This window comes from Caulobacter sp. 05L422 (assembly GCF_056397765.1).
In genome coordinates this window covers 131,547-157,231 of sequence record NZ_JBFTOB010000010.1, presented here as the reverse complement: position 1 = coordinate 157,231, position 25,685 = coordinate 131,547, and the positions used below count along the sequence as shown (strand labels likewise).

Annotated in this window: 21 protein-coding genes; 13 read left to right on the top strand and 8 right to left on the bottom strand. The window is 68.6% G+C overall.

Features of this window, described 5'->3' with window-relative positions:
• The first annotated feature begins 5 nt into the window (after positions 1 to 5).
• From AC1DMQ_RS11700 to flhB, 5 genes are all read left to right on the top strand, one after another.
• On the top strand, positions 6 to 398 hold the full coding sequence (locus AC1DMQ_RS11700) for a c-type cytochrome (RefSeq protein WP_477033732.1): 393 nt from the start codon (positions 6 to 8) through the stop codon (positions 396 to 398).
• 65 nt (positions 399 to 463) lie between these two features.
• The gene (locus tag AC1DMQ_RS11695) at positions 464 to 955 is read left to right on the top strand and encodes a RidA family protein (protein ID WP_477033731.1); all 492 of its coding nucleotides are present in this window, start codon (positions 464 to 466) and stop codon (positions 953 to 955) included.
• Positions 956 to 1,275: 320 nt separating this feature from the next.
• Positions 1,276 to 1,539 carry a flagellar biosynthesis protein FliQ gene (gene fliQ, locus AC1DMQ_RS11690; protein WP_477033730.1) on the top strand — a complete coding sequence of 88 codons (264 nt, stop codon included), beginning with the start codon at positions 1,276 to 1,278 and terminating at the stop codon, positions 1,537 to 1,539.
• Between the two features lie 12 nt (positions 1,540 to 1,551).
• Positions 1,552 to 2,307, top strand: a complete 756-nt coding sequence (gene fliR / locus AC1DMQ_RS11685) for a flagellar biosynthetic protein FliR (protein WP_477033729.1) — start codon at positions 1,552 to 1,554, stop codon at positions 2,305 to 2,307.
• 9 nt (positions 2,308 to 2,316) lie between these two features.
• Entirely contained in the window at positions 2,317 to 3,399 is a 1,083-nt protein-coding gene (gene flhB, locus AC1DMQ_RS11680; protein ID WP_477033728.1) for a flagellar biosynthesis protein FlhB, read from the top strand.
• Here flhB and AC1DMQ_RS11675 read toward each other — a convergent pair.
• Together AC1DMQ_RS11675 and AC1DMQ_RS11670 are read right to left on the bottom strand one after the other, a co-directional pair.
• Positions 3,396 to 4,817 (bottom strand): glycoside hydrolase family 28 protein, encoded by a 1,422-nt coding sequence (locus AC1DMQ_RS11675; RefSeq protein WP_477033727.1) that lies wholly within the window; start codon positions 4,815 to 4,817, stop codon positions 3,396 to 3,398. The two genes, flhB and AC1DMQ_RS11675, sit on opposite strands and share 4 nt — an antisense overlap.
• Positions 4,818 to 4,941: 124 nt before the next feature.
• Positions 4,942 to 5,295: a hypothetical protein gene (locus tag AC1DMQ_RS11670; RefSeq protein ID WP_477033726.1), complete on the bottom strand. Its 354-nt coding sequence runs from the start codon at positions 5,293 to 5,295 to the stop codon at positions 4,942 to 4,944.
• A gap of 81 nt (positions 5,296 to 5,376) precedes the next feature.
• On the opposite strand from AC1DMQ_RS11670, the gene AC1DMQ_RS11665 reads away from it, so the two are divergent.
• Both AC1DMQ_RS11665 and cckA read left to right on the top strand, forming a co-directional pair.
• Positions 5,377 to 5,814: a MarR family winged helix-turn-helix transcriptional regulator gene (locus tag AC1DMQ_RS11665; RefSeq protein ID WP_477033725.1), complete on the top strand. Its 438-nt coding sequence runs from the start codon at positions 5,377 to 5,379 to the stop codon at positions 5,812 to 5,814.
• Positions 5,815 to 5,961: 147 nt separating this feature from the next.
• Entirely contained in the window at positions 5,962 to 8,049 is a 2,088-nt protein-coding gene (cckA, locus tag AC1DMQ_RS11660) for a cell cycle histidine kinase CckA (RefSeq protein ID WP_477033724.1), read from the top strand.
• A gap of 61 nt (positions 8,050 to 8,110) precedes the next feature.
• Here cckA and AC1DMQ_RS11655 read toward each other — a convergent pair whose 3' ends face one another.
• Positions 8,111 to 9,499, bottom strand: coding sequence for a hypothetical protein (locus AC1DMQ_RS11655; RefSeq protein ID WP_477033723.1), 1,389 nt, complete (start codon positions 9,497 to 9,499; stop codon positions 8,111 to 8,113).
• Positions 9,500 to 9,782: 283 nt separating this feature from the next.
• Between AC1DMQ_RS11655 and AC1DMQ_RS11650 the strand changes: the two genes are divergently transcribed.
• Positions 9,783 to 10,196: a hypothetical protein gene (locus AC1DMQ_RS11650; RefSeq protein ID WP_477033722.1), complete on the top strand. Its 414-nt coding sequence runs from the start codon at positions 9,783 to 9,785 to the stop codon at positions 10,194 to 10,196.
• Here AC1DMQ_RS11650 and AC1DMQ_RS11645 read toward each other — a convergent pair.
• Positions 10,159 to 12,180: a S9 family peptidase gene (locus AC1DMQ_RS11645; RefSeq protein WP_477033721.1), complete on the bottom strand. Its 2,022-nt coding sequence runs from the start codon at positions 12,178 to 12,180 to the stop codon at positions 10,159 to 10,161. The two genes, AC1DMQ_RS11650 and AC1DMQ_RS11645, sit on opposite strands and share 38 nt — an antisense overlap.
• Before the next feature lie 76 nt (positions 12,181 to 12,256).
• On the bottom strand, positions 12,257 to 12,787 hold the full coding sequence (locus AC1DMQ_RS11640) for a GNAT family N-acetyltransferase (RefSeq protein ID WP_477033720.1): 531 nt from the start codon (positions 12,785 to 12,787) through the stop codon (positions 12,257 to 12,259).
• A 70-nt stretch (positions 12,788 to 12,857) separates the two neighbouring features.
• Here AC1DMQ_RS11640 and AC1DMQ_RS11635 point away from each other — a divergent pair, with 70 nt between their 5' ends.
• Positions 12,858 to 13,235 (top strand): YybH family protein, encoded by a 378-nt coding sequence (locus AC1DMQ_RS11635; protein ID WP_477033719.1) that lies wholly within the window; start codon positions 12,858 to 12,860, stop codon positions 13,233 to 13,235.
• A 139-nt stretch (positions 13,236 to 13,374) separates the two neighbouring features.
• A complete protein-coding gene (locus AC1DMQ_RS11630) occupies positions 13,375 to 15,204 on the top strand; it encodes a DUF885 domain-containing protein (RefSeq protein WP_477033718.1) in 1,830 nt (609 codons plus the stop codon).
• 176 nt (positions 15,205 to 15,380) lie between these two features.
• Here the strand turns inward: AC1DMQ_RS11630 and AC1DMQ_RS11625 are convergent, their stop codons facing one another.
• On the bottom strand, positions 15,381 to 16,985 hold the full coding sequence (locus AC1DMQ_RS11625) for an EAL domain-containing protein (RefSeq protein ID WP_477033717.1): 1,605 nt from the start codon (positions 16,983 to 16,985) through the stop codon (positions 15,381 to 15,383).
• 287 nt (positions 16,986 to 17,272) lie between these two features.
• Between AC1DMQ_RS11625 and recA the strand changes: the two genes are divergently transcribed.
• Positions 17,273 to 18,343 (top strand): recombinase RecA, encoded by a 1,071-nt coding sequence (recA, locus tag AC1DMQ_RS11620; protein WP_056441825.1) that lies wholly within the window; start codon positions 17,273 to 17,275, stop codon positions 18,341 to 18,343.
• A 571-nt stretch (positions 18,344 to 18,914) separates the two neighbouring features.
• Entirely contained in the window at positions 18,915 to 21,569 is a 2,655-nt protein-coding gene (gene alaS / locus AC1DMQ_RS11615) for an alanine--tRNA ligase (protein WP_477033716.1), read from the top strand.
• A gap of 476 nt (positions 21,570 to 22,045) precedes the next feature.
• Here alaS and AC1DMQ_RS11610 read toward each other — a convergent pair whose 3' ends face one another.
• Positions 22,046 to 23,056 (bottom strand): helix-turn-helix domain-containing protein, encoded by a 1,011-nt coding sequence (locus AC1DMQ_RS11610; RefSeq protein ID WP_477033715.1) that lies wholly within the window; start codon positions 23,054 to 23,056, stop codon positions 22,046 to 22,048.
• Positions 23,057 to 23,225: 169 nt separating this feature from the next.
• Between AC1DMQ_RS11610 and AC1DMQ_RS11605 the strand changes: the two genes are divergently transcribed.
• Positions 23,226 to 24,044: a DUF2306 domain-containing protein gene (locus tag AC1DMQ_RS11605; protein ID WP_477033714.1), complete on the top strand. Its 819-nt coding sequence runs from the start codon at positions 23,226 to 23,228 to the stop codon at positions 24,042 to 24,044.
• Between the two features lie 12 nt (positions 24,045 to 24,056).
• On the opposite strand, the gene AC1DMQ_RS11600 is transcribed toward AC1DMQ_RS11605, so the two are convergent.
• The gene (locus tag AC1DMQ_RS11600) at positions 24,057 to 25,676 is read right to left on the bottom strand and encodes a GMC family oxidoreductase (RefSeq protein WP_477033713.1); all 1,620 of its coding nucleotides are present in this window, start codon (positions 25,674 to 25,676) and stop codon (positions 24,057 to 24,059) included.
• Positions 25,677 to 25,685 lie beyond the last annotated feature (9 nt).

The following is a 25,685-nucleotide window of genomic DNA, read 5'->3' as shown; positions in this document are numbered from 1 at the left end:
TTTCCATGAGTCGTTCGATCGCTTTCGTTTGCGGCCTGCTCGCCGCCTCCGCCGTCTCGGTCGCCGCCCATGCGGCCACGCCGTCGGCGCTGTTCAACGACAACTGCTCGGCCTGTCACCAGACGACGGGCAAGGGCGTGAAGGGGGCGTTCCCGGCCTTGGCCGGCGACGCGTTCGTGCAGGGCGATCCCGCCCCGATGATGGCCACGGTCCTGGCCGGGCGGGCCGGCATGCCGGCGTTCAAGGACGACCTCAGCGATCTCGAGCTGGCTTCGGTGCTGACCTATGTCCGCACCTCGTGGGGCAACAAGGGCAAGCCGGTCAGCGCCTCCGACGTCGCCGCCGCCCGCGCCAAGCTCAAGACCACCAAGAAGGCCGCCAATCTGCAGGCCCACTAGTCGATAGAGTCGGCAGCACAGTTCGCTGTCCCGGAATTTCGCAACGAACATTCAAGGAGACGACCATGAAGCGCCTGATCCTCGCCGCCGCTGCTCTCGCCAGCCTCGGCACGGCCGCCAACGCCCAGGAGATCGTCCGGGGCGGCCCGCCGACCTCGCCGATCGCCACCGTGGTCACCGTGCCGGCCGGCTACGACACCATCTATGTCAGCGGCATGACCCCGCCGATGCTCGATCCCAAGGGCGACCCGGCCCTGACCGCCACCTTCGGCGACACCAAGACCCAGACCCTGGGCGTGCTGAAGCGCATCGAGGACGCGCTGAAGACCCAAGGCGCCACCATGGGCGACGTCGTCATGATGCGCGTCCTGCTGGTCGGCGACCCGGCCAAGGGCGGCAAGATGGACTTCCCCGGCATGATGGAGTCCTACAAGACCTTCTTCGGCACCGCCGAACAGCCCAACAAGCCCTCGCGCATCACCAGCCAGATCACCGCCCTGGTCCAGCCGGGCATGCTGGTCGAGATCGAAGTCCAGGCGGCAAGGAAGCCGAAGTAAAGACGACGCGTCCTCCGCCCCCTATGGGGGCGGACAGACCGCGAAGCGGTCAGGTGGGGGCGAGTGACAGCCGCACTGCGGGCGAGCACTTGCCCCCTACGGGCCGCTTCGCGGCCGTCTTCCCCCAGAGGGGGAAGAGGCGAACACTTGCCCCCTCCGGGCCTTCGGCCCTCCTCCCCCAGAGGGGGAAGATTGGCGACCTTTCGCCACGCGCTCACGCGCCCTCTGTTAATCCTCCCTAACTGGCTGTTAACCATGACGGACGATGGTGCGAGTCACCGTCAGTTTCCCGCGTGCGCGCGTACCGTAGAGGCCATCCGATGAGCGGAGCCGAAGTCTTGGATGTCGGCCGCGACGCGATCTGGCTGACCCTTCAGCTTTGCGCGCCGATCCTGCTGGTCGGTCTGGTGGTCGGCGTGGCCATCGGCCTGTTCCAGGCCCTGACCCAGATCCAGGAAGCCACCCTGGTCTACGCGCCCAAGATCGTCGCGATCTTCGTGGCTCTGCTGCTGTTCCTGCCGCTGATGGGCGCGCTGATGTCCGGCTTCATGAAGCAGATCGCCGCCAAGATCGCCGGGATGTAGGGGGCAGGGGGCTTGGACAGCTTCGCCACGGTTCTGCAGGTCTATGCCGGCGGTCTGGTCTTCGCCCGGATCGGCGCGATGGTCATGCTGATGCCCGGCATCGGCGAGAACGTCGTGCCGCCGCGCATCCGGCTGTCGTTCGCCGTGCTGATGGCCCTGCTGCTGGCGCCGATCGTCGGCAAGTCGATCGTCACCGTGCCCAGCAGCGTCGGCGCCATCGGCGGGGCTGTGCTGCACGAGGTGCTGGTCGGTCTGATGATCGGGGCGGTGCTGAAGCTGTTCGTCAGCTCGCTGACCACGGCCGGCGAGATCATCTCGCTGCAGACCACCCTGTCGTTCGCCCAGACCACCAACCCGGCCGGCGCCCAGACCAGCACGGCTGTGGCCACCTTCCTGTCGATGCTGGGCCTGACCCTGATCATGGTCACCGACCTGCATCACCTGTTCATCGGGGCGATGGTCAAGTCGTACGACCTGTTCCCGTTCACCCGTCCCGTGCCGGTCAACGACGCCGCCGCCCTGGCGGTGCGCACCGTGGCGGACTCGTTCAAGCTGGGCCTGCAGCTGTCTGCGCCCGTCCTTGTGTTCTCGATCGTCTTCAACCTGGCGACCGGCCTGGTCGGCCGGGTGATGCCGTCGTTCCAGATCTTCTTCGTCACTTCGCCGCTCAGCGTGATCCTGGGCCTCTCCCTGCTGGGCCTCTCGCTCGGCGGCATCGCCATGGTGTGGACCGATCGCTATCGGGAACTCCTGGCCGTGTTCAACTAGGGGAGCGCCATGGCCGACGATCAGGACGACGCTTCAAAGACAGAAGAACCAACAGCCAAGAAGCTGTCGGACGCTCGCGCCAAGGGCGACGTCCCGAAATCCGCCGACATCTCGCAGCTGGCCTCGCTTTCCGGAGCGTTCGGCGTCGTGGTCATCGCCGGCGGCTGGCTGACCCGCGATCTGGTCACCAGCCTGACGCCGTTCATCGCCCACGCGGGCACCATGGACGTCGAGGGCGGCATCCGGGCCATCGCCAAGACCGCGGTCATGGCCGCCCTGCCGGCGCTGATCCTGGTGATGGTGGTCTCGGGCCTGCTGGGGGCGGCGGCCAACGTGGCCCAGTCGGGCTTCATCCTGTCGGCCKACAAGATCAAGCCCGACCTGAAGAAGCTGGACCTGATCAAGGGCTTCGGCCGGATCTTCGGCATGGACGGCTTCGTGCAGTTCGCCAAGTCGGCCCTGAAGTTCATCGTCACCGGGCTCATCGCCTGGTTCGTGGTCAAGCCGGACGCGGCCATGATCACCACCCTGGTCGGCATGGACGTGGGGGCGATGATCCCGCTGTCCATGAAGCTGTGCATCAAGCTGTTCTGGATGGTGCTGATCTTCCTGATCGCCACCGCCGGCTTCGACTGGTTCTGGCAGCGCATCCGCTTCAACAAGCGCATGCGGATGAGCCTGCAGGACGTCAAGGACGAGATGAAGCAGTCCGAAGGCGACCCGCACATCAAGGGCAAGCAGAAGCAGCTGCGCATGCAGCGCTCGCGCCAGCGGATGATGGCGGCCGTGCCCAAGGCGACCGTCGTCGTCATGAACCCGACCCACTACGCCGTGGCGCTGAAGTACGAGCAGGGCGAGACCGCCGCCCCGATCTGCGTGGCCAAGGGCGTCGACGACCTGGCCCTGAAGATCCGCGCCGTGGCCGAGGAGGCCGGCGTCTACATCCTGGAAGACCCGCCCCTGGCCCGCGCCCTCTACGCCGCCATGGACGTGGACGAGCAGATCCCGGCCGAGCACTTCGAGGCCGTGGCCAAGGTCATCGGCTTCGTGATGAGCAACAAGCAGGCCAAGAAGCGGGCCTGGGCCGACTAGTTCGGCTTCCCTGACACCATCCCGAGCTTGTACGGCGGCTCGGCCGCCAGCACCGGCGCCGGCCGCACAGTCGCCGCCAGGGCCGCCGCACCCGCCAAGCCCCGGCCCGTGACGTTGCTGGTCGCCAGCTTCGGTCCGTCCGCCACCGTCACGTCGATGTTCGCCAGGGTCACGTTCCGCATGTTGGCCAGGCTCATGCCCTTGCCCGCCGTGCCGGTGATGTCGCGCAGCGTGAAGCCGTCCAGCGGCTTGTCGGGATGGATGTTCACCGCCTCGACCAGCACCGGCGCGTCGGTCACCTTGATCCGCTCGAACGTGAAGTTCCTCACCGTCGGCACGCCCTCCAGCCCGGCGACGGGGAAGGGGTCCTGCTTGCCGCTGTCCAGGAAGTTCAGCCGCAGGAAGCCGCCCTTCGCGCCCGAGACCTCCAGGTCGCGCATGACGATGTCCTCGATGAACGCCCCGCGCCCCGGCCGGCTCTTGATGTAGATGGCGAAGGTGTAGGCGGCCAGGCATTGGCAGCGTTCGACCAGCACTTTGCGGATGCCGCCCGAGGTCTCGCTGCCGATGCCGATGCAGGCCCAGCGGTGGTCGCGGAACACGCAGTCGGTGATCCGCACGTCCTCGGTCGGGCGGGCGATGACATTGCCTTCCATGCCCCGGCCGGACTTCAGCGAGATGCAGTCGTCGACGGTGTCGAAGTCGCAGCGGTCGATCACCACGCGGCGGCAGGAGTCGACGTCGATCCCGTCGGCCCCGCCCTTGACCGTCACGCCCCGGAACAGGACGTCGTCGCAATAGACCGGGTGGATCGACCACATGTCGTTCTGCTCGGTGAAGACCTCGGTGACCGACAGGCCCTGGACGTCGACGAACTCCAGCAGGGCCGGGTGGCGCAGGCCGCTGGCCTTGTCGACGCGGCCGGGGATCGCCTTGGAGCCGAGGATCCTGCCCTTGCCGGCGATGGCGACGTCGCGCGCGCCCTGGGCCCAGATCAGGCCGACATAGCCGGGCGTCCAGCGGCCCTCCCAGCGCACCTGCACCACCGGATAGTCGGCCAGGTCGGGCGAGCCCTGCAGCGTCGCGCCGTCGTCCAGCACCAGGGCGGTGTTCGACCCCATGCGCAGCGCGCCGGTCAGATAGACGCCGGCCGAGACCACCACCTGGCCGCCGCCCAGCACGGCGCAGCGGTCCAGCGCGGTCTGCAGGGCGACGGTGTCCTTGGTCGTCCCGTCGCCCTTGGCGCCGAAGTCGCGGGGATCGAGGCGGAGGTCGGGCGCCGGCCTCTTCGCCATCCTGGCGGCCGGTGGGGATGCGGCGGCGGTGGTCGCCAGGGCCGTCGCGCCGAGGCCGGCCGCCGAAAGCACGGCGCGCCGGCTGGGAACGAGGGCGCTCTCGTCGCGCGGGTTCTTCTTCATGGCGGCCTCCCAGGAGTTCGACGTCGGCTTGTGACACCGGTGTCTTTGCCGGGAGTGTTGGGCGATCAGCCCGCGCTGTAAATGCGCTCCAGGAAAAATGGGGTGGGAATAAATGGGGCGCGGCTCACGCCACGTAGCGGGCGATCACCATGCCCAGGACGGTGATGACCAGCAGACCGCCGGCGATCCGCTGGCTGCGGGCGGGGTTGGCGCGATCCAGGATCTGGACGACCAGGGCGGTCACGGCGGCGACGACGGCGACCATCAGGACCTGCTCCTGCCGGCCGAAGTTTCCGCCGTGGATGATGGCGGCCAGCGGCGCGCCGGTGACGATGGCGACCCCCGCCGCGCCGTATTGCGGGCGGCGCAGGGCGTCGATCCCGCCTCCGCCCGTGCGGGCCAGCACGAAGGTCGAGCCCGCCCAGAAGGTGGCGGACAGCACGTGGAGCGACAGCAGCAGCATCAGGCCGATGTTCATGGCGGCATCCTCTGGCAAACCGCCGTTCTGGCGGCGGCGATTCAATAGACATCGAATCATTCGATGTCTATTGATAGAATCATGAGCGCTCCAGATCCGCCTTCCGCCCCACCGATCGGCTTCGTCCTGTCCCAGGTGTCGAAGGCCGTGGCCCGGGCGTTCGACGATGCGATGACGGAGGCCGGAGGCTCGCTGTCGACTTGGCTGGTGCTGCGGTCCCTGATGCCGGGCGGCGACCGGCCCCAGTCGGACCTAGCCCAGGCCGTCGGCGTCCAGGGGCCGACCCTGACGCATCATCTCAACGCCCTGGAAGCGCAGGGCCTGATCACCCGCACACGGGACAAGGCCGACCGGCGCGCCCATCAGGTGGCCCTGACTCCCGAAGGTCGGACGCGGTTCCTGCGGTTGCGCCAGACGGCCGAACGCTTCGACGCCCGCCTGCGCGGCGACCTGTCCGGCCAGGAGGTCGACGTGCTGCGCGGCCTGCTGAACCGCCTGCGCGTCAACGTGGCGGACTAGATCCGAACCATATTTCCGTCACGGAATCAGGAATCGATCACGGATCGCGCTCCGCGAGCGGGTTAAGGGTATCCTATCCCGCGAATCGATGGGCTGGATGCCCGCAAGGCTGAAGAAGGATTTCGGTCGACCATGACCGAGACGCCCATGAAAGACTTTGGCGCGACAGACTCCGCCGGCGCCGTGAAGCGCCGTCCGGACCTCTTGATCTGGGGCGCGGCCATCTTCCTGGTCCTGGCCGCAGCCTTCGCCGCCGCCCCCGCCCTGAAGGCCGGTCCAGCCACCTTGGCGGGCCTGCTGCTGCTGGGCGGCGTCGCCGGCGTGGCGATTCTGGGCCTGGTGGCCATCCGCGCTTCGACCGCGGTCACCGATCCCGAGCCCGAGGGCGCCGAGGCCTTCGTCGAGGCCCTGTCCGAACCCGCCGCCCTGACCGCCGCCGACGGCCGCATCCTGGCCGCCAACGCCGCCTGGGTCCAGACCGTGGGCGACGCCCGCCGCCTGCCCAAGGGCGCGGCCGGCGCCGGCCTGTTCGCCGCCCTGGTCAAGGCCGGGGAAGGCCAGCGGGCCGAGGGCTCGTTGATCATCGCCGGCCAGGAGCGCCGCGCCGAGGCCGCCCGCTTGCGCGGCGGCCGCCTGCTGGTCCGCCTGCCGATCGTGCTGGAGAAGGAGGTCTTCGTCCCGACCGCCGCTCCGGCCCCGGTGATCTCGCAGTCCGCCCCGGCCCCGCGCACCCTGGACGCCTTCTCCGGCGCCTCGCCGTTCGGCGCGGCCCTGCTGGAGGGGCTGGACCCGTTCAACTCGCGCATCCTCGAGGCCAATCCGGCCCTGACCGCCATGGCCGGCGCCGTGCCGCCCGGCACGCTGTTCGGCGCCCTGATCGATCCGCCCTCGCGGACCGAAGCCGAGACCCGCCTGGCCGAGGGCAAGGCCGGCCCGTTCGAGGTGCGCCTGGCCCGCGACCCAACCCGGATCGCCCACCTCTATCTCTACCGCGCCGACGGGCGGTTGGTGGCCTATCTGATCGACGTCTCCGAGCAGAAGCAGATGGAGCTGCAGCTCGCCCAGGCCCAGAAGATGCAGGCCATCGGCCAGCTGGCCGGCGGCGTGGCCCACGACTTCAACAACCTGCTGACCGCCATCCAGCTGCGCCTGGACGAGCTGCTGCACCGCCACCCCGTGGGCGACCCGTCATACGAAGGCCTCAACGAGATCCGCCAGACCGGCGTGCGCGCCGCCGATCTGGTCCGCAAGCTGCTGGCCTTCAGCCGCAAGCAGACCGTGCAGCGCGAGGTGCTGGAACTGGGCGAGCTGATCAGCGAGTTCGAGGTCCTGCTGCGCCGGCTGCTGCGCGAAGACGTCAAGCTGATCACGGACTATGGCCGCGACCTGCCGCAGGTGCGGGCCGACAAGAGCCAGCTCGAGACCGCCGTCATGAACCTGGCCGTCAACGCCCGCGACGCGGTGCGGGCGGCCAAGGGCGGCGGCGTGGTGCGCATCCGCACCGCTCGCCTGACGCAGGACGAGGCCCAGAGCCTGGGCTTCCCCGGCGCCGAGGGCGACCAGGCCTTCATCGAGGTCAGCGACGACGGCCCCGGCATCCCGCCCGAGGTGATGGGCAAGATCTTCGACCCGTTCTTCACCACCAAGCCGGTGGGCGAGGGCACGGGCCTGGGCCTGGCCACCGTGTACGGCATCGTCAAGCAGTCCGACGGCTGGATCCACGTCCACAGCCGTCCGGGCGAGGGCGCGGCCTTCCGCATCTTCCTGCCGGTCTTCGAGGCCACGCCCGCCCAGCAGGCCGCCGCCGCGGCGGCCCTCACGATCGCCGAAACCGCCAAGCCGCGTCCGCCCCGCGACCTGTCCGGCGCCGGTCGGATCCTGTTCGTCGAGGACGAGGACGCCGTGCGCGGCGTCGCCGCCCGCCTGCTGCGCGCCCGGGGCTACGAGGTGCTGGAGGCCAGCGACGGCGAGGAGGCCCTGATCATCGCCGAAGAGCACGCCGGCACGATCGACCTCTTGATCAGCGACGTGATCATGCCCGGCATCGACGGCCCGACCTTGCTGAAGAAGGCCCGCGCCTATCTGGGCAACGCGCCGGTGATGTTCATCAGCGGCTATGCCGAGGCCGAGTTCAGCGACCTGCTGGAAGGCGAGACCGGCGTGACGTTCCTGCCCAAGCCGATCGACATCAAGACCCTGGCCGAGCGGGTCAAGCAGCAGCTGCAGGCGGCGTAGATTTCCCACTGTCGGGCGCGACGGCGAACCGTCGCGCCCGCGTGGTGATCGTATCGGCCGATCAGACCACGTTGTTTAGCCRGATCTTGGGACTGGCGGCCCCGCCCCCAGCCAGATCCTGGATCTGCAGGCTGGCGTTCCCCCTGGCGATGTTCGACTGTACCGAGAACACCGGCAACGGGTTCTGGATGAGAAGGCCCTGGCCGACGCCGTTGGCTCCATTGTTAGAGATGTTGTTGCCGACGATCGAGGCGAGGGTCGTGGATGCGCCGCCAGTGACGAAGCCCGCGACGCCGCCATACTCATAGCCGTTGCTGACGATCTGACTGCCGGTGACGTGGATTTCCTGGCCCTGGTGATAAATCCCATGCGAGGCGTTCCGGTTGATGAAGACGCCGTTTAGCAGCCAACGGGCGCCCGGCAACTGGGTTGGGCTGATCCACAGGCCGACATTGCCATTGCCGCAGCTCCAGCCGCCCGTGGCGTTGAAGGTCGTGCAGGCGTTGGTGTCGAAGTAGTAGCCGTTGTCGTGGTTCGTATCGACGCAGAAGCCCGTGTACGAGAAGATCTCGCGGTTGTTGAGCGCGACTTGGCTCTGGTCGACGCGGACGCCGTCCTGGCCCGAGAATTGGACGCCGCCGGACACCAGATAGACCCCGCCGGCGTCGCCGCCGATCGTGATCCCATGCCGGCCCGCGTTCGAAATGAAGGTGTGGCCGTCGACTACGATCTCGGCGCTGTGAGGCGCTCGACCATTGATGGTCAGGCCGTCGTTGGCGCACCCCCAGTTCAGGCAGTCGCGATAGACGTTCTCGGCGATGCCGTTGAAGTGGACGCCGTTGAACAGCTTGGCGCCTTGGGCGACGAAGTCCTCGGGGCGGCCAGCCTTGATATTGATCAGCGACGAGCGGGCCGCCCTGTTGAGGCGAACAGCGGCGCCGGAGCTCCGGGCGACAGTCGACCAGATCGAGAAGTCACGAAGATGGACATTGAGCACCTCGTTGACGCCGTCGCCGACGGTGACGATGTCGCCATAGTCCGCGGTTGCCAGCAGCCGCGTCGATCCTTGCCCGCGGATGATCAGGTTACCGCCGACGATGGCGGCGAGCTTGCTGTCCAGGCGAATGTCGCCGGGGGGAAGGAGCAATTCGGCGCCTTGAGCGTGCGCGTAGGCGATCGCGGCGTTCATCGCGGCGGTGTCGTCGACGACACCGTTGGCGACCACACCGAAGTCGGTCGCCAGGACCTGGCGATCCAGCCGTGCGGCGACGGTTTGAGCGAAGGCGGTCCCGGAGCGCGTATAGCCGATCTGGGTGGCGAGATAGTCGTTGGCTTGCGGCAACACCGTGCCGGTGCGGCTATTGAAAGAATCGACGGTCATTTGAAAAATCCTTGGAAAAATAAAAAATACGAATCCATTGAGGTCATCGGTCGGGCTGAGGCCCTGCAACGTTCCTCGAGAACAAAATAGGAACTTCGTGCGTCAAAAGCGGTCGGATAGATCGCGCTTCGTCGCGCGTGCGGCGGAGCGTCGACGGCGCTGGGCAAGCGCCGGATGCCAAGCGGCCTAGCTGGCGCAAAACGCGAACAGTCGGCCAACCGGACCTTGGGTTAGTGTCGGGCACGGACCGCCTGAGGCAAGTTCCCGCCGGGATTCACGTCGCGTCGGGGCCGGCTTGCAACTTCATACTTTCATCTCCCTCGGCTTGGCCGTGGGAACGACCGGCTTCGCCTTGAAGTACGGCGACCAGGCCGCGCGGAGGTTTGGTTCCGCGTTCCTGACGTCCTGGGTGGCGTCCCTGGCGGTCAACAACGCCAGCACCACGGACACCGGCTGGGCGATGTTCTGCATCGACAGCGCGACACTGGCCTATTTCGTATGGGCTTCGTTGCGGTCTCGCCGGATCTGGACGGTGGTCGCGTCGGCCTTCATGACCCTCATCGTGGCGTCGCACGTGGCCACGGCGATCGACTTCAGGGTGGCGATCAACACGTTCCGCCTGAGCATGACGCTCTGGAGCTACGGCATCCTCGTCTGCGTCGGGTTTGGAACCTGGTCGAGCCGGCTGGAACGGTCGCGGGCGCCGGCCTTTGCGGCAGCGGGCCGCCCTAGGGCGCGGCCACCGCCTCCTTCAGGCCCGGCGTGAACTCGGCGCCGGCCTTGACCTGGGCGGTCGAGGCCTTGAGGGCGCCGCCGATCGGTTCGGAGCGGCCGCCCAGGCAGCTCTTCAGGAACTGCTCGGCCACGGCGTTGAAGGCGATGTTGTTGACCGGCCGCGCGAAGCCGTGGCCCTCGTCGGGGAACAGCACGTAGGTCACCGGTATGCCCTTGGCCTGCATCGCCTTGACGATCTGGTCGGACTCCGCCTGGTTGACCCGCGGGTCGTTAGCGCCCTGGCCGATCAGCAGCGGCTTGGTGATCGCCCCGGCGCGGTAGACCGGCGAGCGGTCCTTGAGCAGGGCCAGGCCCTCCGGCGTCGTTGGGTCGCCCATCCGCTTGTAGAACTGCTGCTTGCCGGCCTCCCAATAGGGCGGAATGGTCTTGAGCAGGGTTTCCAGGTTCGACGGGCCGACGATGTCGACCCCGCAGGCGAAGGTGTCCGGCGTGTAGGTCAGGCCCACCAGGGTGGCGTAGCCGCCGTAGGAACCGCCCATGATCGCCACCTGCTTGGCGGTGGTGACGCCGCTAGACACCGCCCAGCCGACCGCGTCGATCAGGTCGTCGTGCATCTTGCCGGCCCATTCGAGATTGCCGGCGGCGATGAACGCCTTTCCAAAGCCCGTCGAGGCCCGGTAGTTGACCGACAGCACGGCGTATCCGCGGTTGGCCAGCCACTGGTGACCGCCATTGTATCCGTAGCTGTCGCGACCCCACGGACCGCCGTGCACCAGCAGCACCAGCGGCACGGGCTTTTCGGGCTTGCCGTCGCCGTCGGCGTCCGAGCCCGGCGGCAGGGTCAGGTAGGAGACCAAGGTCAGGCCGTCGCGGGCCCTGATCGCCTGCGGGAACATCGGCACCAGCGGCGCGCCCTTCAGCTCGGGCCGGCCGACGAACAGCTCGGTCACCGTCTTGGCCTTGCGGTCGTAGAGATAGGTGGCGGCGGGGGCGACGACCGGATCGGAGGTCACGGTCCACAGGTCGTCGGCGTTGGTGCGCGAGGTGACGTGGACGTCGCCCTTCAGCTTGCCGGCCAGGAAGTCGAGATCGGTCTTGATGGCCGGGTCCAGCACCGTCCAGCTGTCGCGCAGATAGTCGACCGAATAGGCCTGGACCGCGCCGGTCCTGGGATCGGCGAGAATCCCGCCGATGTCGGCCCTGGCGTCCTGGCCGATCAGCGTGGCCTTGCCGCTGGCGACGTCCTGGGCGAACAGCGCGGCGGTGTCGCGGCCGCGGGAGTCCAGCCAGTACAGCGTCTTGCCGTCGGCCGTGAAGCTCAGCGGCGCGGTCGTCATGGAGTCATCCAGGCCAAAGGCGACCACCGGCTTGTCCTCGACCTTGCCGTCGACCACCCGGTAGTAGTCCATGCCGCCGTCGGTCCGCTGCTTGGAGGCCAAGCGCAGGTTCAGGCCGTCGTCGACGTTGAAGCCGCCATAGCCTTCATTCTTCAGCAGCAGCTTCAGTACGCCGGTCTTCAGGTCGAGGCTGTAGATGTCGTGCCACTTGGGATCGCGATTGTTGACGCCCACCAAGATGCGGTCCTGTACGCGGCGGCTGACGCCGATGATCTGGGCGCGGGTCTTCTCGAACGGGGTGAGGGCGCGCTGGACGCCGGTGACGACGTCGACGTCGTAGATCAGGAAGTTCTCGTCGCCGCCCTTGTCGTTGACGAACAACAGGCCCTTGGAATCCGGCGACCAGAAGTAGTTGCGGATGGGCCGGATCTTCTCGGCGGTCAGGGGCTTGGCCTTGGCCAGGTCGTCGCGGGGCGCCACCCAGAGATTCAGCACCCCGTCGCGCGGGGCGATCCAGGACAGCCACTTGCCGTCCGGGCTGATCCGGCCCGACGCGCGGCTGGGATTGCCGAAAAGCTTGGCCCGCTCGATCAGCGGCGCGGCGACGGGTTCGGCGGCCTGGGCGGCCATCGGCGTGAGGGCGATGGTGAGGGCAAGGCTGAGCAGGGCTGGACGCATCGAAGGTTCCCCAAAGAGCACGACGCAACCTTCGGTTAGCTTCAGCGCGGGCGCAAGGGACTCTCGCGAGGCGGGTTCATCCCCGCTGCAGCAGCACCGTCGGCGCTTCGCGGTAGGTGGTGCGCGTCACTTCCAGGAAGCCCATCTTGAAGGCCAGTTTCAGGGAGGGGGCATTGTCGGGGTCGATGATGCAGACCACCGGCGCGTCGCCCCACTGGTCGCGCGCCCAGGACAGGGCGCCCGCGATAGCCTCGCTGGCGAAGCCCTGGCCGTGGGCCCAACTGGCCAGGGCCCAGCCCATTTCCGGGATCCCGTCGATCGAGGGCTGGATGCCCCGGTGGAAGTCGGCGAAGCCGATCTCGCCGACATAGCGGCCGCTCGCCGTCTCGCGCGCCGCCCAGTAGCCGTAGCCCAGAACCGCCCACAGCCCCCGGGCCCGCAGCAGGCGATGCCAGCTTTCCTCCGGCGTGGAGGTGCGGCCGCCGATGTGGCGGGTGACCAGCGGATCGCTCCACATCGCGGCGCTGTCCTCGAAGTCGGAGGCCTGAGGGGGGCTCAGGGTCAGGCGGGCGGTGGTCAGGGTGGGCGGGGTCGTGGACGGAATCATCGGGGTCCTGTTCGGGTCTGCGCGGCAAGCCTATACCGGCCTCGCCAGACGCCAACCGCCGGAACGCTCCATGACCGCGCCGCAAGACGCCATCGCCGCTCGCCGCAAGCTGACCAACAAGCTGATCGCCGGCAAGGACGCCCGCCGCCTGGCCCCGTTCTTCGCGGCGGACATCAAGGTGATCGTCGGCGACGGTTCGCTGATCCTGGGCGCGCGCGACGTGCTGGAGGCCTTCGCCGGCCAGTTCGCGGATCCGGCCTTCGTCGCCTATGCCCGCACGACCGACCGCATCGAACTGGACGCCGCCGGCGATCGGGCCGCCGAGCACGGGACCTGGGTCGGAACCACGCGCGGCCAGCCCGATACCCGCGGGCGCTATCTGGCCACCTGGCGCAAGGTCACCGGCCAGTGGGTGATCGAGAACGAGCTGTTCGTGACGTTGAGCTGAGCGCCTGCACTGCCCATTGGCCGCACGAAACATGCGCTCCGCCGCAAGATGACGGGAAATTAATACCGTCGCCGTTGCCGCGCCGGGCAAGGGCCTCTACGCCTTTGCGTCAAACACTTCGAGGGAAGGGGACCCCACCTTGCAAAACCGCCGTCAGATGCTGCTGTCCACCGTCGCCGTCGGCCTGGCCGCCGCGACCCCGGGCCTGGCCCTCGCCCAGGCCGCCGGGGCTTCCGGCGAAAGCGCCAAGCTCAACGCCCTGTTCGACGCCATCATGGCCAAGCAGCTGCGCCAGTCGCCCGAGAACGCCACCAGCCTGGGCCTGGACGTCGGCGAGTTGGCCTGGACCAAGGCCCAACTGGCCGACCGCTCGTTCACCGCCATCGAGGCGGGGATCGCCCAGACGAAGCAGCAACTGGCCGACCTGCGCGCCATCGATCGCAAGGCGCTGACCGGCATGGACGTGGTCAACTACGACACCGTCGAGTTCACCCTGGCGGTGCAGGACGAGGGCAACTCCAAGTTCACCTACGCCGGCGGCGGTTCGGGCGCGCCCTACGTGCTCAGCCAACTGACCGGCTCGTACCAGTCGTATCCCGACTTCCTCGACACCCAGCACTCGATCGAGACCAAGGCCGACGCCGACGCCTATCTGTCGCGCATGGAGGCCTTCGCCCGGCTGATGGACCAGGAAGCGGCCATCGCCAGGCGCGACTACGCCGACGGCGTGATCCCGCCGGACTTCGTCATCGACAAGGCCCTGATCCAGATGAAGGCCTTCGCCGACACGCCCACGGCGGAGGCCCCGCTGGTGCTGTCGGTGGCCCGGCGGACCAAGGACAAGAACATCCCCGGCGACTGGGCGGCCGAAGCCAGCAAGGTCTACGAGACCTCGGTGCTGCCCGCCCTGAAGCGCCAGATCGCGCTGCTGGAAAGCGTCCGCCCGAAAGCCGTGCACGACGCCGGCGTCTGGCGCCTGAAGGACGGCGGCGACTACTACGCCGTGTCGCTGAAGAACTACACGACCTCGACCCTGACCCCCGACGAGATCCACCAACTGGGCCTGGACCTGGTGAAGTCGATCTCGGCCGAGGCCGACAAGCTGTTCAAGAGCATCGGCATGGCCAAGGGCACGGTCGGCGAGCGGATGGCCGAGCTGGGCAAGGACATCTACGAGAACACCGACGCGGCCAAGGAACAGCTGATCGCGGACCTCAACACCAAGGCCAAGTGGATCGACAAGCAGCTGCCGGCCTATTTCGGCCAGCTGCCCAAGGCCCCGCTGGAAATCCGCCGCGTGCCCAAGGCCATCGAGGCCGGCGCGCCGGGCGGCTACTACAACTCGCCCTCGCTCGACGGCAAGCGTCCGGGGATCTACTGGATCAACCTGCGCGACACCAAGGAGCAGGCCAAGTACACCCTGACCACCCTGACGGTGCACGAGGGCGTCCCGGGCCACCACCTGCAGCTGTCGATCTCGAACGAGGCCCAGGGCCTGCCGCTGCTGCGCAAGACCATCGGCAACTCCGGCTACACCGAGGGCTGGGCGCTCTATTCCGAAGAGCTGGCCGTCGAGATGGGCATCTACAAGAGCGACCCGCGCGGCCACATCGGCATGCTGCACGACGCTCTGTTCCGCGCCGTGCGCCTCGTGGTCGACAGCGGCATGCACTACAAGAAGTGGAGCCGCGAGCAGGCGGTGAAATACATGGCCGAGACCATGGGCGACGAGGAAAGCGGCACGATCACCGAGATCGAACGCTACGTCGTCTGGCCGGGCCAGGCCTGCAGCTACATGATCGGCAAGATCACCTGGCTGCGGGCTCGCGAGCGGGCCAAGAAGGCGCTGGGCAAGAAGTTCGACATCCGCAAGTTCCACGACGCCGGCCTGCAGGCAGGCATGACCCCGCTGACCGTGCTGGACAAGGTGGTGGACAACTACATCGCCCAGACCAAGGCGGGGAAGTAGGGCCGCTGAACCCTCTCCCCTTGCGGGAGAGGGTGGCCTCCGAAGGAGGTCGGGTGAGGGGTTGAAGAACAGAAACGCCGCGACAGCCGTTGGGCCGGTCGCGGCGTTTTCCGTTTGAGAGACCCCTCATCGGTCGGCTTCGCCGACACCTTCTCCCGCAAGGGGAGAAGGGCTTTTTATCCCCACCCCTCCGAAACCCCCGCCCGGCGCGGCGCGGGGGTCACCGAGCCGATCTTCAGCGCCGGCTGCGGCTGGTCGGCCGGCTTGCCGAACAGCCAGCCTTGGGCGAAGTCGACGCCGGCCTTGCGGACCACGTCCTCGACCTCGGCGGTCTCGACCATCTCGGCGACGGTGCGGATCTGCAGGTCGCGGCACAGCTCGACCAGCCGCCGGACCATGGCCCCGTCGCGGCCGTTGCCGGCCAACTCGCGCACGTAGCGGCCGTCGATCTTGACGATGTCCAGGCTCAGTTCCTGCAGATAGGCGAACGACGCGGCGCCGGCCCCGAAGTCGTCCAGGCAGACCAGCGAGCCCAGGGCCCGCAGGGACTGGATGTGCTGGTTGGCGCGCGGCAGGTCGTCGATGGCGCTGGTCTCGGTGATCTCGAAGATCAGCCGCCCCTTGGCGACGTCGGTCTTGGCCAGCAGGCGGTCGATATGGTCGACGAAGCCTTCGTTGACGATGGTGCGGCCCGAGACGTTGATCGCCAGCTTGATCGCGCCGCTGCGGTCGGCGGCCAGCCGCTTGACCGCCATCTCGGCGATCGCGTGGTCCAGCTCCTCGATCAGGTCGAACTCCTCGGCCATGCGGATCAGCTGGAACGGGCTGCCGCCGTCCTCGAAGCGCACCAGCGCCTCGTGGTGGTGGGCCGTCCCGGTCCGCAGGTCGACCACCGGCTGATAGGCCAGGGTGAAGCGCCGCTGGCTGACCGCCACGCCCAGGGCGCCCGCCCGCGACAGGGTGCGCTTGACCGAGCGGTTCATCGCCTCTGACAGGCTGAGCGGCGGGGTGTCCTTCAGGCCTTCGCGCAGGAAGTCGTCGAGGGCGTAGCGCAGGGCCTTGAGGCCGCGCGCCGGCGCCACGCCGCCGTCGATCGGCACCACGTGGGCGCTGGCCTTGATCGAGGTCGCGCGGGTCAGGCGCTGGGCCATGTCGTCGGGATGATCGGCTTTGGCGCGGACCAGGGCGAAGCGGTCGGGCGACAGGCGGGTGGCCATGCCGCCGGCGTGGGACTCGGCCCGCACGGCACCCGCCAGCTTCAGGTCCAGGGCGTGGGCCTCGGGCTTGGACAGCTGCTGGCGCATGGAGTCCAGGCCCGAGAAGTCGACCATGGCCAGCTCCAACTCCAGGCCGGTGACGCGCGCGGCCTCGAACAGGCCGCGGGCGATGTCCTCGAAGCTCTCGCGGTTGCGCAGGCCCTCGCCGTCCACCTGGCCGGACGGGGCGGGGGCCGGGGTGACCGAGACCGAGATCCGGCCGCCGTTGTCGGGCAGGGCGCGCAGGGTCAGGTTGACGTGGCGCGGCGGGGCGCCGGCCATGCGGACGGTGATCGGACCGTGTCTGAGGCCGTCGTTCGTCACGCTGGTCGCCGCGTCGATCAGGGGGCGGTCGGCGGCGGTGAACAGGTCGCGCCAGGCGCGGCCCGTCAGGGTCCGCTCGTCTTGACCCATGATCCGCTGCGCCGCGCCGAGCGCCAGGGTCACCCGGCCGTTCTCGACTTCCAGAAGCAGGTCGGCGCTGGCGAAGGCCAGGCCCAGAAGGCGGCGCGGATCGATCGACAAGACAGAAGGTCCCCCGGAAGGAGAACAAGATCGCCGGGCGTCGTTAAGGCCGGGTTGAGCTCAGGCCAATTTGGTCGCTTTCAGGCGTCATTTTCCGGCGCGAGGAATTGTCGCACCGGTTTCGATCGATGCGACCGGTTTTGACGCACCCCGTCCTTACGGTAAGAACATGTTGCGAACATGGAACAAAACATGTACGCATTAATCATTCCACAGGCGGGTGGGCGCGGCGGTCGCGAACCTCCGATCCGACTGTCGGAATCATGAAATAAGGGCGGACCTCTCCAATGAGCAATCAGGCGGCTTTGAAACTCGTGGGCAAAGAAGACGGCGACAAGCAACGGGCTCTGGAAGCCGCGCTGGCCCAGATCGATCGGGCGTTCGGCAAGGGCTCGGTGATGAAGCTGGGCGAAAAGGGCAAGGTCGAGATCGAGTCGATCTCCACCGGCTCGCTCGGCCTGGACATCGCGCTGGGCATCGGCGGCCTGCCCAAGGGCCGCGTGATCGAGATCTACGGGCCGGAAAGCTCGGGCAAGACGACCCTGGCCCTGCACGTGGTGGCCGAGTGCCAGAAGGCCGGCGGCACCGCCGCCTTCGTCGACGCCGAGCACGCCCTGGATCCGGGCTACGCCTTCAAGCTGGGCGTCAATCTCGACAACCTGCTGGTCTCGCAGCCCGACAACGGCGAGCAGGCCCTGGAGATCACCGACACCCTGGTGCGCTCGGGCGCCGTCGACATCGTGGTCATCGACTCCGTCGCCGCCCTGACCCCCAAGGCCGAAATCGAAGGCGAGATGGGCGACAGCCTGCCGGGCCTGCAAGCGCGCCTGATGAGCCAGGCCCTGCGCAAGCTGACCGCCTCGATCAACAAGGCCAACACCATCGTCATCTTCATCAACCAGATCCGTCACAAGATCGGGGTGATGTACGGCAGCCCGGAAACCACCACCGGCGGCAACGCCCTGAAGTTCTACGCCTCGGTCCGCCTCGACATCCGCCGTACGGGTTCGATCAAGAACCGCGACGAGATCGTCGGCAACAACGTCCGGGTCAAGGTGGTCAAGAACAAGGTGGCCCCGCCGTTCCGCGAGGTCGAGTTCGACATCATGTACGGCGAGGGCATCTCCAAGCTGGGCGAGATCATCGACCTGGGCGTCAAGGCCGGGATCATCGACAAGGCCGGCTCCTGGTTCTCGTACAACAGCCAGCGCATCGGTCAGGGCCGCGACAACGTCCGCGAGTTCCTGAAGGCCAACAAGGACCTGGCCGCCGAGATCGAGATCGCCGTGCGCCAGTCTTCCCGCAAGATCGAGGAAGAACTGCTGGTCGGCGGTCCCGAGGACGACGGCGAAGAATAGGACTTCCCGGTCCGGGCCGCCTTCAGGCGTCCGGACCGGCCGAAGGTTTCGCGGCCGCCGCCCGCTGCGGGCGACCCCGCCTTATAGCCCGCCGCGCTTTACCGCCACGGCAGGCCGCGATCCCCGGACGCCTGGACCCCATGCCAGGCGTCCGATTTCGTTGGTCCTCCCCCTCAGGGGGGAGGGGCGTCCCGGACGCAGTCCGGGATGACGGAGGGGGTCCACTGAGCTAGCCGCCCAGATCCTCCCCCTCGGGGGACGTGGCCCCCGCGCCGGAGGGGGGCGCTGAGCTGACCGCCTAGGTCCTCCCCCTGTGGGGGAGGTGATCGCGCAGCGATCGGTGGGGGGAGTTGTAGGATCGCCAATCCAGGTGGAGCTCAGCCTGCCGGCTCTCGCCCCCCTCCGCCGGCTACGCCGACACCTCCTCCACAGGGGGAGGGCCTTAAGAGGGGCGGCGACCGAACCTTCGCGCCCGGCGACCACCAACGCGATTTCCTCTCCGCTTGAAACCGCGCTATGCAGCGCCGACTTCCGGTTAGACCGGACTCAGTACGAAGCCCCCGAGACGCCTATGCCCAGCCTGAACGAGATCCGCAGCACCTTCCTGAACTATTTCGGCGCGGCCGATCACGCCATCGTCCCCTCGGCGCCGCTGGTGCCGCAGAACGATCCGACGTTGCTGTTCGTCAACGCCGGCATGGTGCCGTTCAAGAACGTATTCACGGGCGCCGAGACCCCGCCGCATCCGCGCGCGACCTCGTCGCAGAAGTGCGTCCGGGCCGGCGGCAAGCACAACGACCTGGACAATGTCGGCTACACCGCCCGCCACCACACCTTCTTCGAGATGCTGGGCAACTTCTCGTTCGGCGACTACTTCAAGGAACAGGCGATCACGCATGCCTGGACCCTGCTGACCCGCGACTTCGCCCTGCCCAAGGACAAGCTGCTGGTCACCGTCTACCACACCGACACCGAGGCGGCCGACCTCTGGAAGAAGATCGCGGGGCTGGACGACAGCCGCATCATCCGCATCGCCACCAACGACAATTTCTGGTCGATGGGCGACACCGGCCCCTGCGGCCCGTGCTCGGAGATCTTCTTCGACCACGGCCCCCACATCCCCGGCGGCCCTCCCGGCAGCCCGGATGAAGACGGCGACCGGTTCATCGAGATCTGGAACCTGGTCTTCATGCAATTCGAGCAGATGGCCGGCGGCGAGCGCGTCTCGCTGCCCAAGCCCTCGATCGACACCGGTATGGGCCTGGAGCGCGTCGCCGCCGTCCTGCAGGGCGTGCACGACAACTACGACATCGACCTGTTCAAGGCGCTGATCGCCGCCAGCGTCGAGCTGACCGGGGTCAAAGCCGAGGGCGCCCAGGCGCCGTCGCACCGGGTAATCGCCGACCACCTGCGCTCGTCCTCGTTCCTGCTGGCCGACGGCGTCACGCCCTCGAACGAAGGCCGCGGCTACGTCCTGCGCCGGATCATGCGCCGGGCCATGCGCCACGCCTACCTGCTGGGCGCGCAGGAGCCCCTGATGCACCGCCTGGCCCCGACCCTGGTGGCCGAGATGGGCGTGGCCTATCCCGAGCTGCGCCGCGCCGAGGCCTCGATCGTCGAGACCTTGCGCCAGGAGGAAGAGCGCTTCCGCGTCACCCTGGGCCGCGGCATGGGGCTTCTTGACGAAGCTACCGCCGGGCTCGATAGCGGCGGCGTACTGGACGGCGAGACCGCCTTCAAGCTCTACGACACCTACGGCTTCCCGCTGGACCTGACCCAGGACGCCGTGCGCGCCAAGGGCATCACGGTCGACACCGACGGTTTCGACGTGGCCATGGATCGCCAGCGCACCATGGCTCGCGCCAACTGGGCCGGCTCGGGCCAGCAAGGCGCGGCCGCCGCCTGGTTCCCGATCCGCGAAGCCAATGGCCCGACCAACTTCGTCGGCTATGACACCACCGAAACCACCGGCGTGGTGAAGGCCATCGTGCTGGACGGCGCCCAGGTCGAGGCGGCTCAGGCCGGCGCGACCGTCGATGTCCTGCTGGACCGCACCAGCTTCTACGCCGAGAGCGGCGGCCAGGCCGGCGACACCGGCGTGATCGAGGCCAATGGCGTCGAGAGCCAGGTGACCGACACCCAGAAGCAGGCCGGCGACCTCTATGTGCACCGCGTCGATCTGGCTGGCCCGCTGAAGGTCGGCGATCAGGTCGTGGCTTCGGTCAACGCCGACAAGCGCACCACCACCCGCGCCAACCACTCGGCCGCCCACCTGGTGCACGCCGCCCTGCACCATGTGCTGGGCCCGCACGTCGCCCAGAAGGGCCAGATGGTCGACGGCGACCGCATGCGCTTCGACTTCAGCCACGGCGGCCCGCTGACCGCCGACGAGATCGAGCGCATCGAAGCCGAAGTGAACGCGGTGATCCGCCAGAACGTCCCGGCCGAGACCAAGGAAATGGCCCCGCAGGAGGCCATCGAGGCCGGCGCCGTGGCGCTGTTCGGCGAGAAGTACGGCGACAGCGTCCGCGTGCTGACCCTCGGCAAGTCGCTGACCGACGAAGCCAAGGCCTATTCGGTCGAGCTGTGCGGCGGCACCCACGTGGCCCGCACCGGCGACATCGCCCTATTCAAGATCGTCTCCGAGCAGGGCGTGGCCGCGGGCGTGCGCCGCATCGAGGCCCTGACCGGCGAGGCGGCCCGCCGCTTCCTGCTGGACCAGGCCGGCGTCGCCAAGGCCCTGGCCGACCAGTTCAAGACCCCGGTCGCCGAGGTCCTGGCCCGCGTCGACGCCCTGGTCGCCGAGCGCAAGGCCCTGGAGAAGCAGCTGGCCGAGGCCAAGAAGCAGCTGGCCCTGGGCGGCGGCTCGGGCGGCGGTGCGGCTTCGGGTCCTGAAGACGTCGCCGGCACCGCCCTGATCGCCCGTGTCCTGGACGGCGTCGGCGGCAAGGAACTGCGCGGCGTGGCCGAGGAGTTCAAGAAGCAGCTGGCCAACGGCGGCGTCGTGGCCCTGGTCGGAACCAGCGACGGCAAGGCCGCCGTCACGGTCGCCGTCACCGCCGACCAGGTCGGCAAGTTCAGCGCCGCGGACCTGGCCAAGGCCGCGGTCCTGGCCATGGGCGGCCAAGGCGCCGGCGGCAAAGCCGACTTCGCCCAAGGCGGCGCCCCCGACGCCACCAAGGCCCAGGATGGCCTGGACGCCATCAAGGCCGCTCTGGCGGGCTGATCGGACCAGGACCCACGTTCAGGCCGGTTCGGCTCGCCGCTGAACCGGCCTTTCGTTTGCGCCGCCCATTACCTGGCGGATGTTCGGCGCCCGTGCCGAGAGACTTTCCAGGTGTCCACCAAGGGTGGAGGGGGGAAGTTCGGCTTGATAAGCTCCAAGAATGAGCGAGCATCAAACCGGCCTCTTAGCCACTGCATTCGAAAAGGTTGGAGGGCAGTGGATCTGGTACGCCAACGCGTGGTCCCGAGGCCTCGCGGTGAGCGAGAGCGAGCGCGATCTATACCTTGCCTTCAAATCGCTGGCTTTTAGGCAGGCGATAAAAGGACGGGCCGCATCCTATCCTCGACGGCCGTACTGGGCGACCCTCAAGCGCATCCTGCTCGCGGGCGCTGTAGGGCGCGATCCACGCGGTGAGCATCCATAGTCGAGAACCCGCAAGGGGGCGCGAAGCGGACCTTGCCCACCCGCTCACACGCCTAACCTTCCGCGCTCGTCCGCGTCGCTGAGCGATAGGCCCGAGGGGTGGTTCCGACCTCGTCCCGGAAGGCGCGGTTGAACGGGCCGAGGGAGGCGAAGCCGCAGGCGAAGGCGATCTCGAGGATCGATCGCCGCTCGTCCGGGCAGGCGAGCATCCGCTTGGCCCGCGCGATCCGGTGGTGGTTGATCCAGCGGTTGAAGTTCGGAAAGCCCAGCGCCGTGCTGATGCACTGTGAGACCCGGTGCTCGGGCTCGCCCAGCCGCGCGGCGACGTCACCGATCTTGAGTTCGGGTCGACTGTCGACGGCCTCGTCGATCAACAGCCGTCGAAGGCGTTCGGCCAGGCGCGCGTCGTCCTCGGTCGGAGCGCGGCGCGGCGCCGTGGCGATCCGCGCCGCCAGCGGGTGACCGCGTCGAAACCGCACCGCGACCAGGAGAGCCGCCAGCCCCATGACGGCGCAGGCGCTCTTGGCCAGATCGTCCCGCATGGCCTCGTCTGGGCCTTCGCCGACGGCCCGCAATCCCATGACCGACACCGCCACCAGGACGGCGTAGACCGCGACGAAAGCGAACCGGAACCGCTTCTCGGCGCCCGGCAGGTCGCGCGCATAGCGATGGAAGGGTTCGACGAAGGTCAGCAGCAGCGCGGTCGAGCCGCTCAGGGCATAGGTGCTGTCGGCGACGCGCGAAACGAGTCCCCCCGCCGGGGCGAGGACCGACAGGGCGCCGCTCAGCGCCACGACCAGACCGACGACGCGAGCCCACCTCGCATCGCGCTCGGCCGGATCGAACAGGGCTCGGGTCACCAGCCAGGCCCAGCCGCAGGCGCCGACGCCGACGACCGAGAAGGCCGTCGCCACGCCGCCTTCGGCGAGCCGCCCGAGGATGTAGCAGGCGAACGACGCGGTCGCGATCGCCGCATGGACCCGCAGCCGGCCGCGCGGCCACCATGGTCGAAGGCCCTTCCCCGCCGCCGCGATCGAAGCGCTGAATGTCGTCGCCGATGGCATACGGTCTCCCTCCCGACGAAATTGCCCCTCGGCGCCCGGCCGTGTCCACCGGCGTGCGCATCCTCGACAAAAATATCTCTAGCCGAATTCCAAATCGGCGAGACCCGGCGCCCGCGTCGCCGCCATCCCTGCCGTCGGCCTTACTCTCGAGGTCGCGTCAGGAAACGTCATGTCGATCCCGTCCTCGTCACCGTTCCCGTCAAGCGCCGGGGCGACCGCCCTGCGTTGGGCGGGCGTCCTCTGGTTCGTCGTCGCCGCCATCGGCCAGACCGCCTTCATCGGCTTCATCCTGGCCTTCTACGGGGTGCGCACCGCGACCGGGAACTTCGCCGGCTGGAACGACAAGCCCCTGATCGACGGCTACATAAAGGGCGACGACGCGGGCAACATCGTCTTCGCGGCCCACGTGCTGCTGGCGTCGGTCGTGACGCTGGGCGGTCTGATGCAGATGATCCCCGCTCTGCGCCGCAAGTGGCCCAGGCTGCATCGCTGGACCGGCCGGACCTTCCTCGTCATCGCCATCTTCATGGCGCTGAGCGGCGTCTGGCTGGCGGTCGTCAGGGGGACCTACCTCTCGGTGATCTCGGCCGTCGCGATCCTGATCAACGGCCTGCTCATCCTGATCTTCGCCGGCCTGGCCTGGCGGCACGCAATCAAGCGGCGCTTCGACCAGCACCGACGCTGGGCCATGCGCACCTTCATGGTGGTCAGCGGGGTCTGGTTCCTGCGGGTCGGCCTGATGGGCTGGATCGTCGTCAATCGGGGGCCGGTGGGCATGACGAAAGACATGTCGGGGCCCGCCGACATCGTCATGACCTTCGGCAGCTACCTGATTCCGCTGGCCTTCCTGGAGCTGTACGGCGCGGCCGAGAGAAGCGCCGACGGCGTCCGCAAGGCGCTGACGGCGGCCCTGATCGTGGTCGCCTCCGTGTTCATGGCGGCCGGCGTCTTCGGAACGATCGCCTTCATGTGGGGCCCCTACGTCTGAGGGGCGTCGCGCTCACCGCCGATCCTCAAGGATCATCGCCGCGCCCTTTTCGGCGATCATCACCGTGGGGGCGTTGGTGTTGCCCGAGGTGATGGCCGGCATCACCGAGGCGTCCACGACCCGGAGGCCCAGCAGGCCGCGCACCCTGAGGCGCTCGTCGACGACCGCCAGCGGATCGTCCGTCGTGCCCATGGCCGCCGTGCCGACCGGGTGGAAGATCGTGGTGGCCAGCGCCTTGGCCGCCGCCAGCAGGTCCTCGTCCGTCTCGACCGCCGCGCCGGGCCGGAACTCCTCGGGCGCGTAGCGGGCCAGGGCGGGCTGGCTGACGATCCGGCGCGCCCAGCGCAACGAGGCGACCGCGACGTCGCGATCCTCCTGTGTGGCCAGGTAGTTGGGATCGATCCGGGGCGGGTCCGCGAGGCCGGGGCCGGACAGGCCGACGCTTCCCCGGCTGGTGGGGCGCAGGTTGCAGACGCTGGCGGTGAAGGCCCCGAACCGGTGCAAGCCGTCGCCCCACTTGTCCAGGCTCAGCGGTTGGAAGTGGAACTGCAGGTCGGGCGTCGCGCGGCTGGGGTCCGAGCGGCAGAACATCCCCAGCTGCGAGGGGGCCATGGTCAGCGGGCCCGACCGCCGCAGGGCGTAGTCGACGCCCATGCCGATCCGCCGGGCCAGGTTGGCGTAGTCGGTGTTGAGCGTGCGCACGCCGGTGACCTTGTAGACCGGCCGGATCTGCAGGTGGTCCTGCAGGTTGGCGCCCACGCCCGGAAGGTGACGCCGCACGGCGATGCCTGCCTGCTTCAAGGCCTCGGCGTCCCCGATCCCCGATCGCTGCAGGATCAGCGGCGAGCCGATCGCGCCGGCCGCCAGGATCAGCTCGCCGGCGACCCGGGCGGTCAGGACCTGGCCGCCGCGCACGGCGCGCAGGCCCGTCACGCGCTGTCCGTGCAGCACGATCTCCTGGACCTCCACGCCGGTCTCCAGCCGCAGGTTGCCGCGCGCCAGCACGGGCTTGAGGAAGGCCGAGGCGGTGCTCCATCGGCGGCCCGCCCGCTGGTTCACCTGGAAATAGGACGAGCCCGAATTGTCGCCGCCGTTGAAGTCCTCGATGGTGGGAACGCCGGCCTCTTCCCCGGCACGGCGGATGGCGTCCAGGATGTCCCAGCGCACCCGGGGATGCTCCACCCGGTATTCGCCGCCCGACCGGTGGTGTTCGCCCTTCGGCACGACATGGTCCTCGTGGCGCAGGAAGTAGGGCAGGACGTCGGCCCATCCCCAGCCCGCAAGCCCCTTCTGTCGCCAGCCGTCGTAGTCCCGAGCCTGGCCGCGCATGTAGATCATGGCGTTGATCGACGAGGAGCCGCCGATCACCTTGCCGCGCGGATAGGCCAGGACGCGGCCGTCGAGGCCGGGCTGGGCGACGGTCTCCAGCAGCCAGTCGGCGCGCGGATGACCGATGGCGAACAGGTAGCCGACGGGGATGTGGAACCAGATCCAATCGTCCCGGCCGCCCGCCTCGAGCAGCAGCACCTTGACCGAGGGATCGGCCGACAGGCGGTTGGCCAGCACGCAACCCGCGGAGCCGGCGCCGACCACCACATAGTCGAACTCGCCCAGGTCGATCTCGCCCGCCATCCCGCCGAA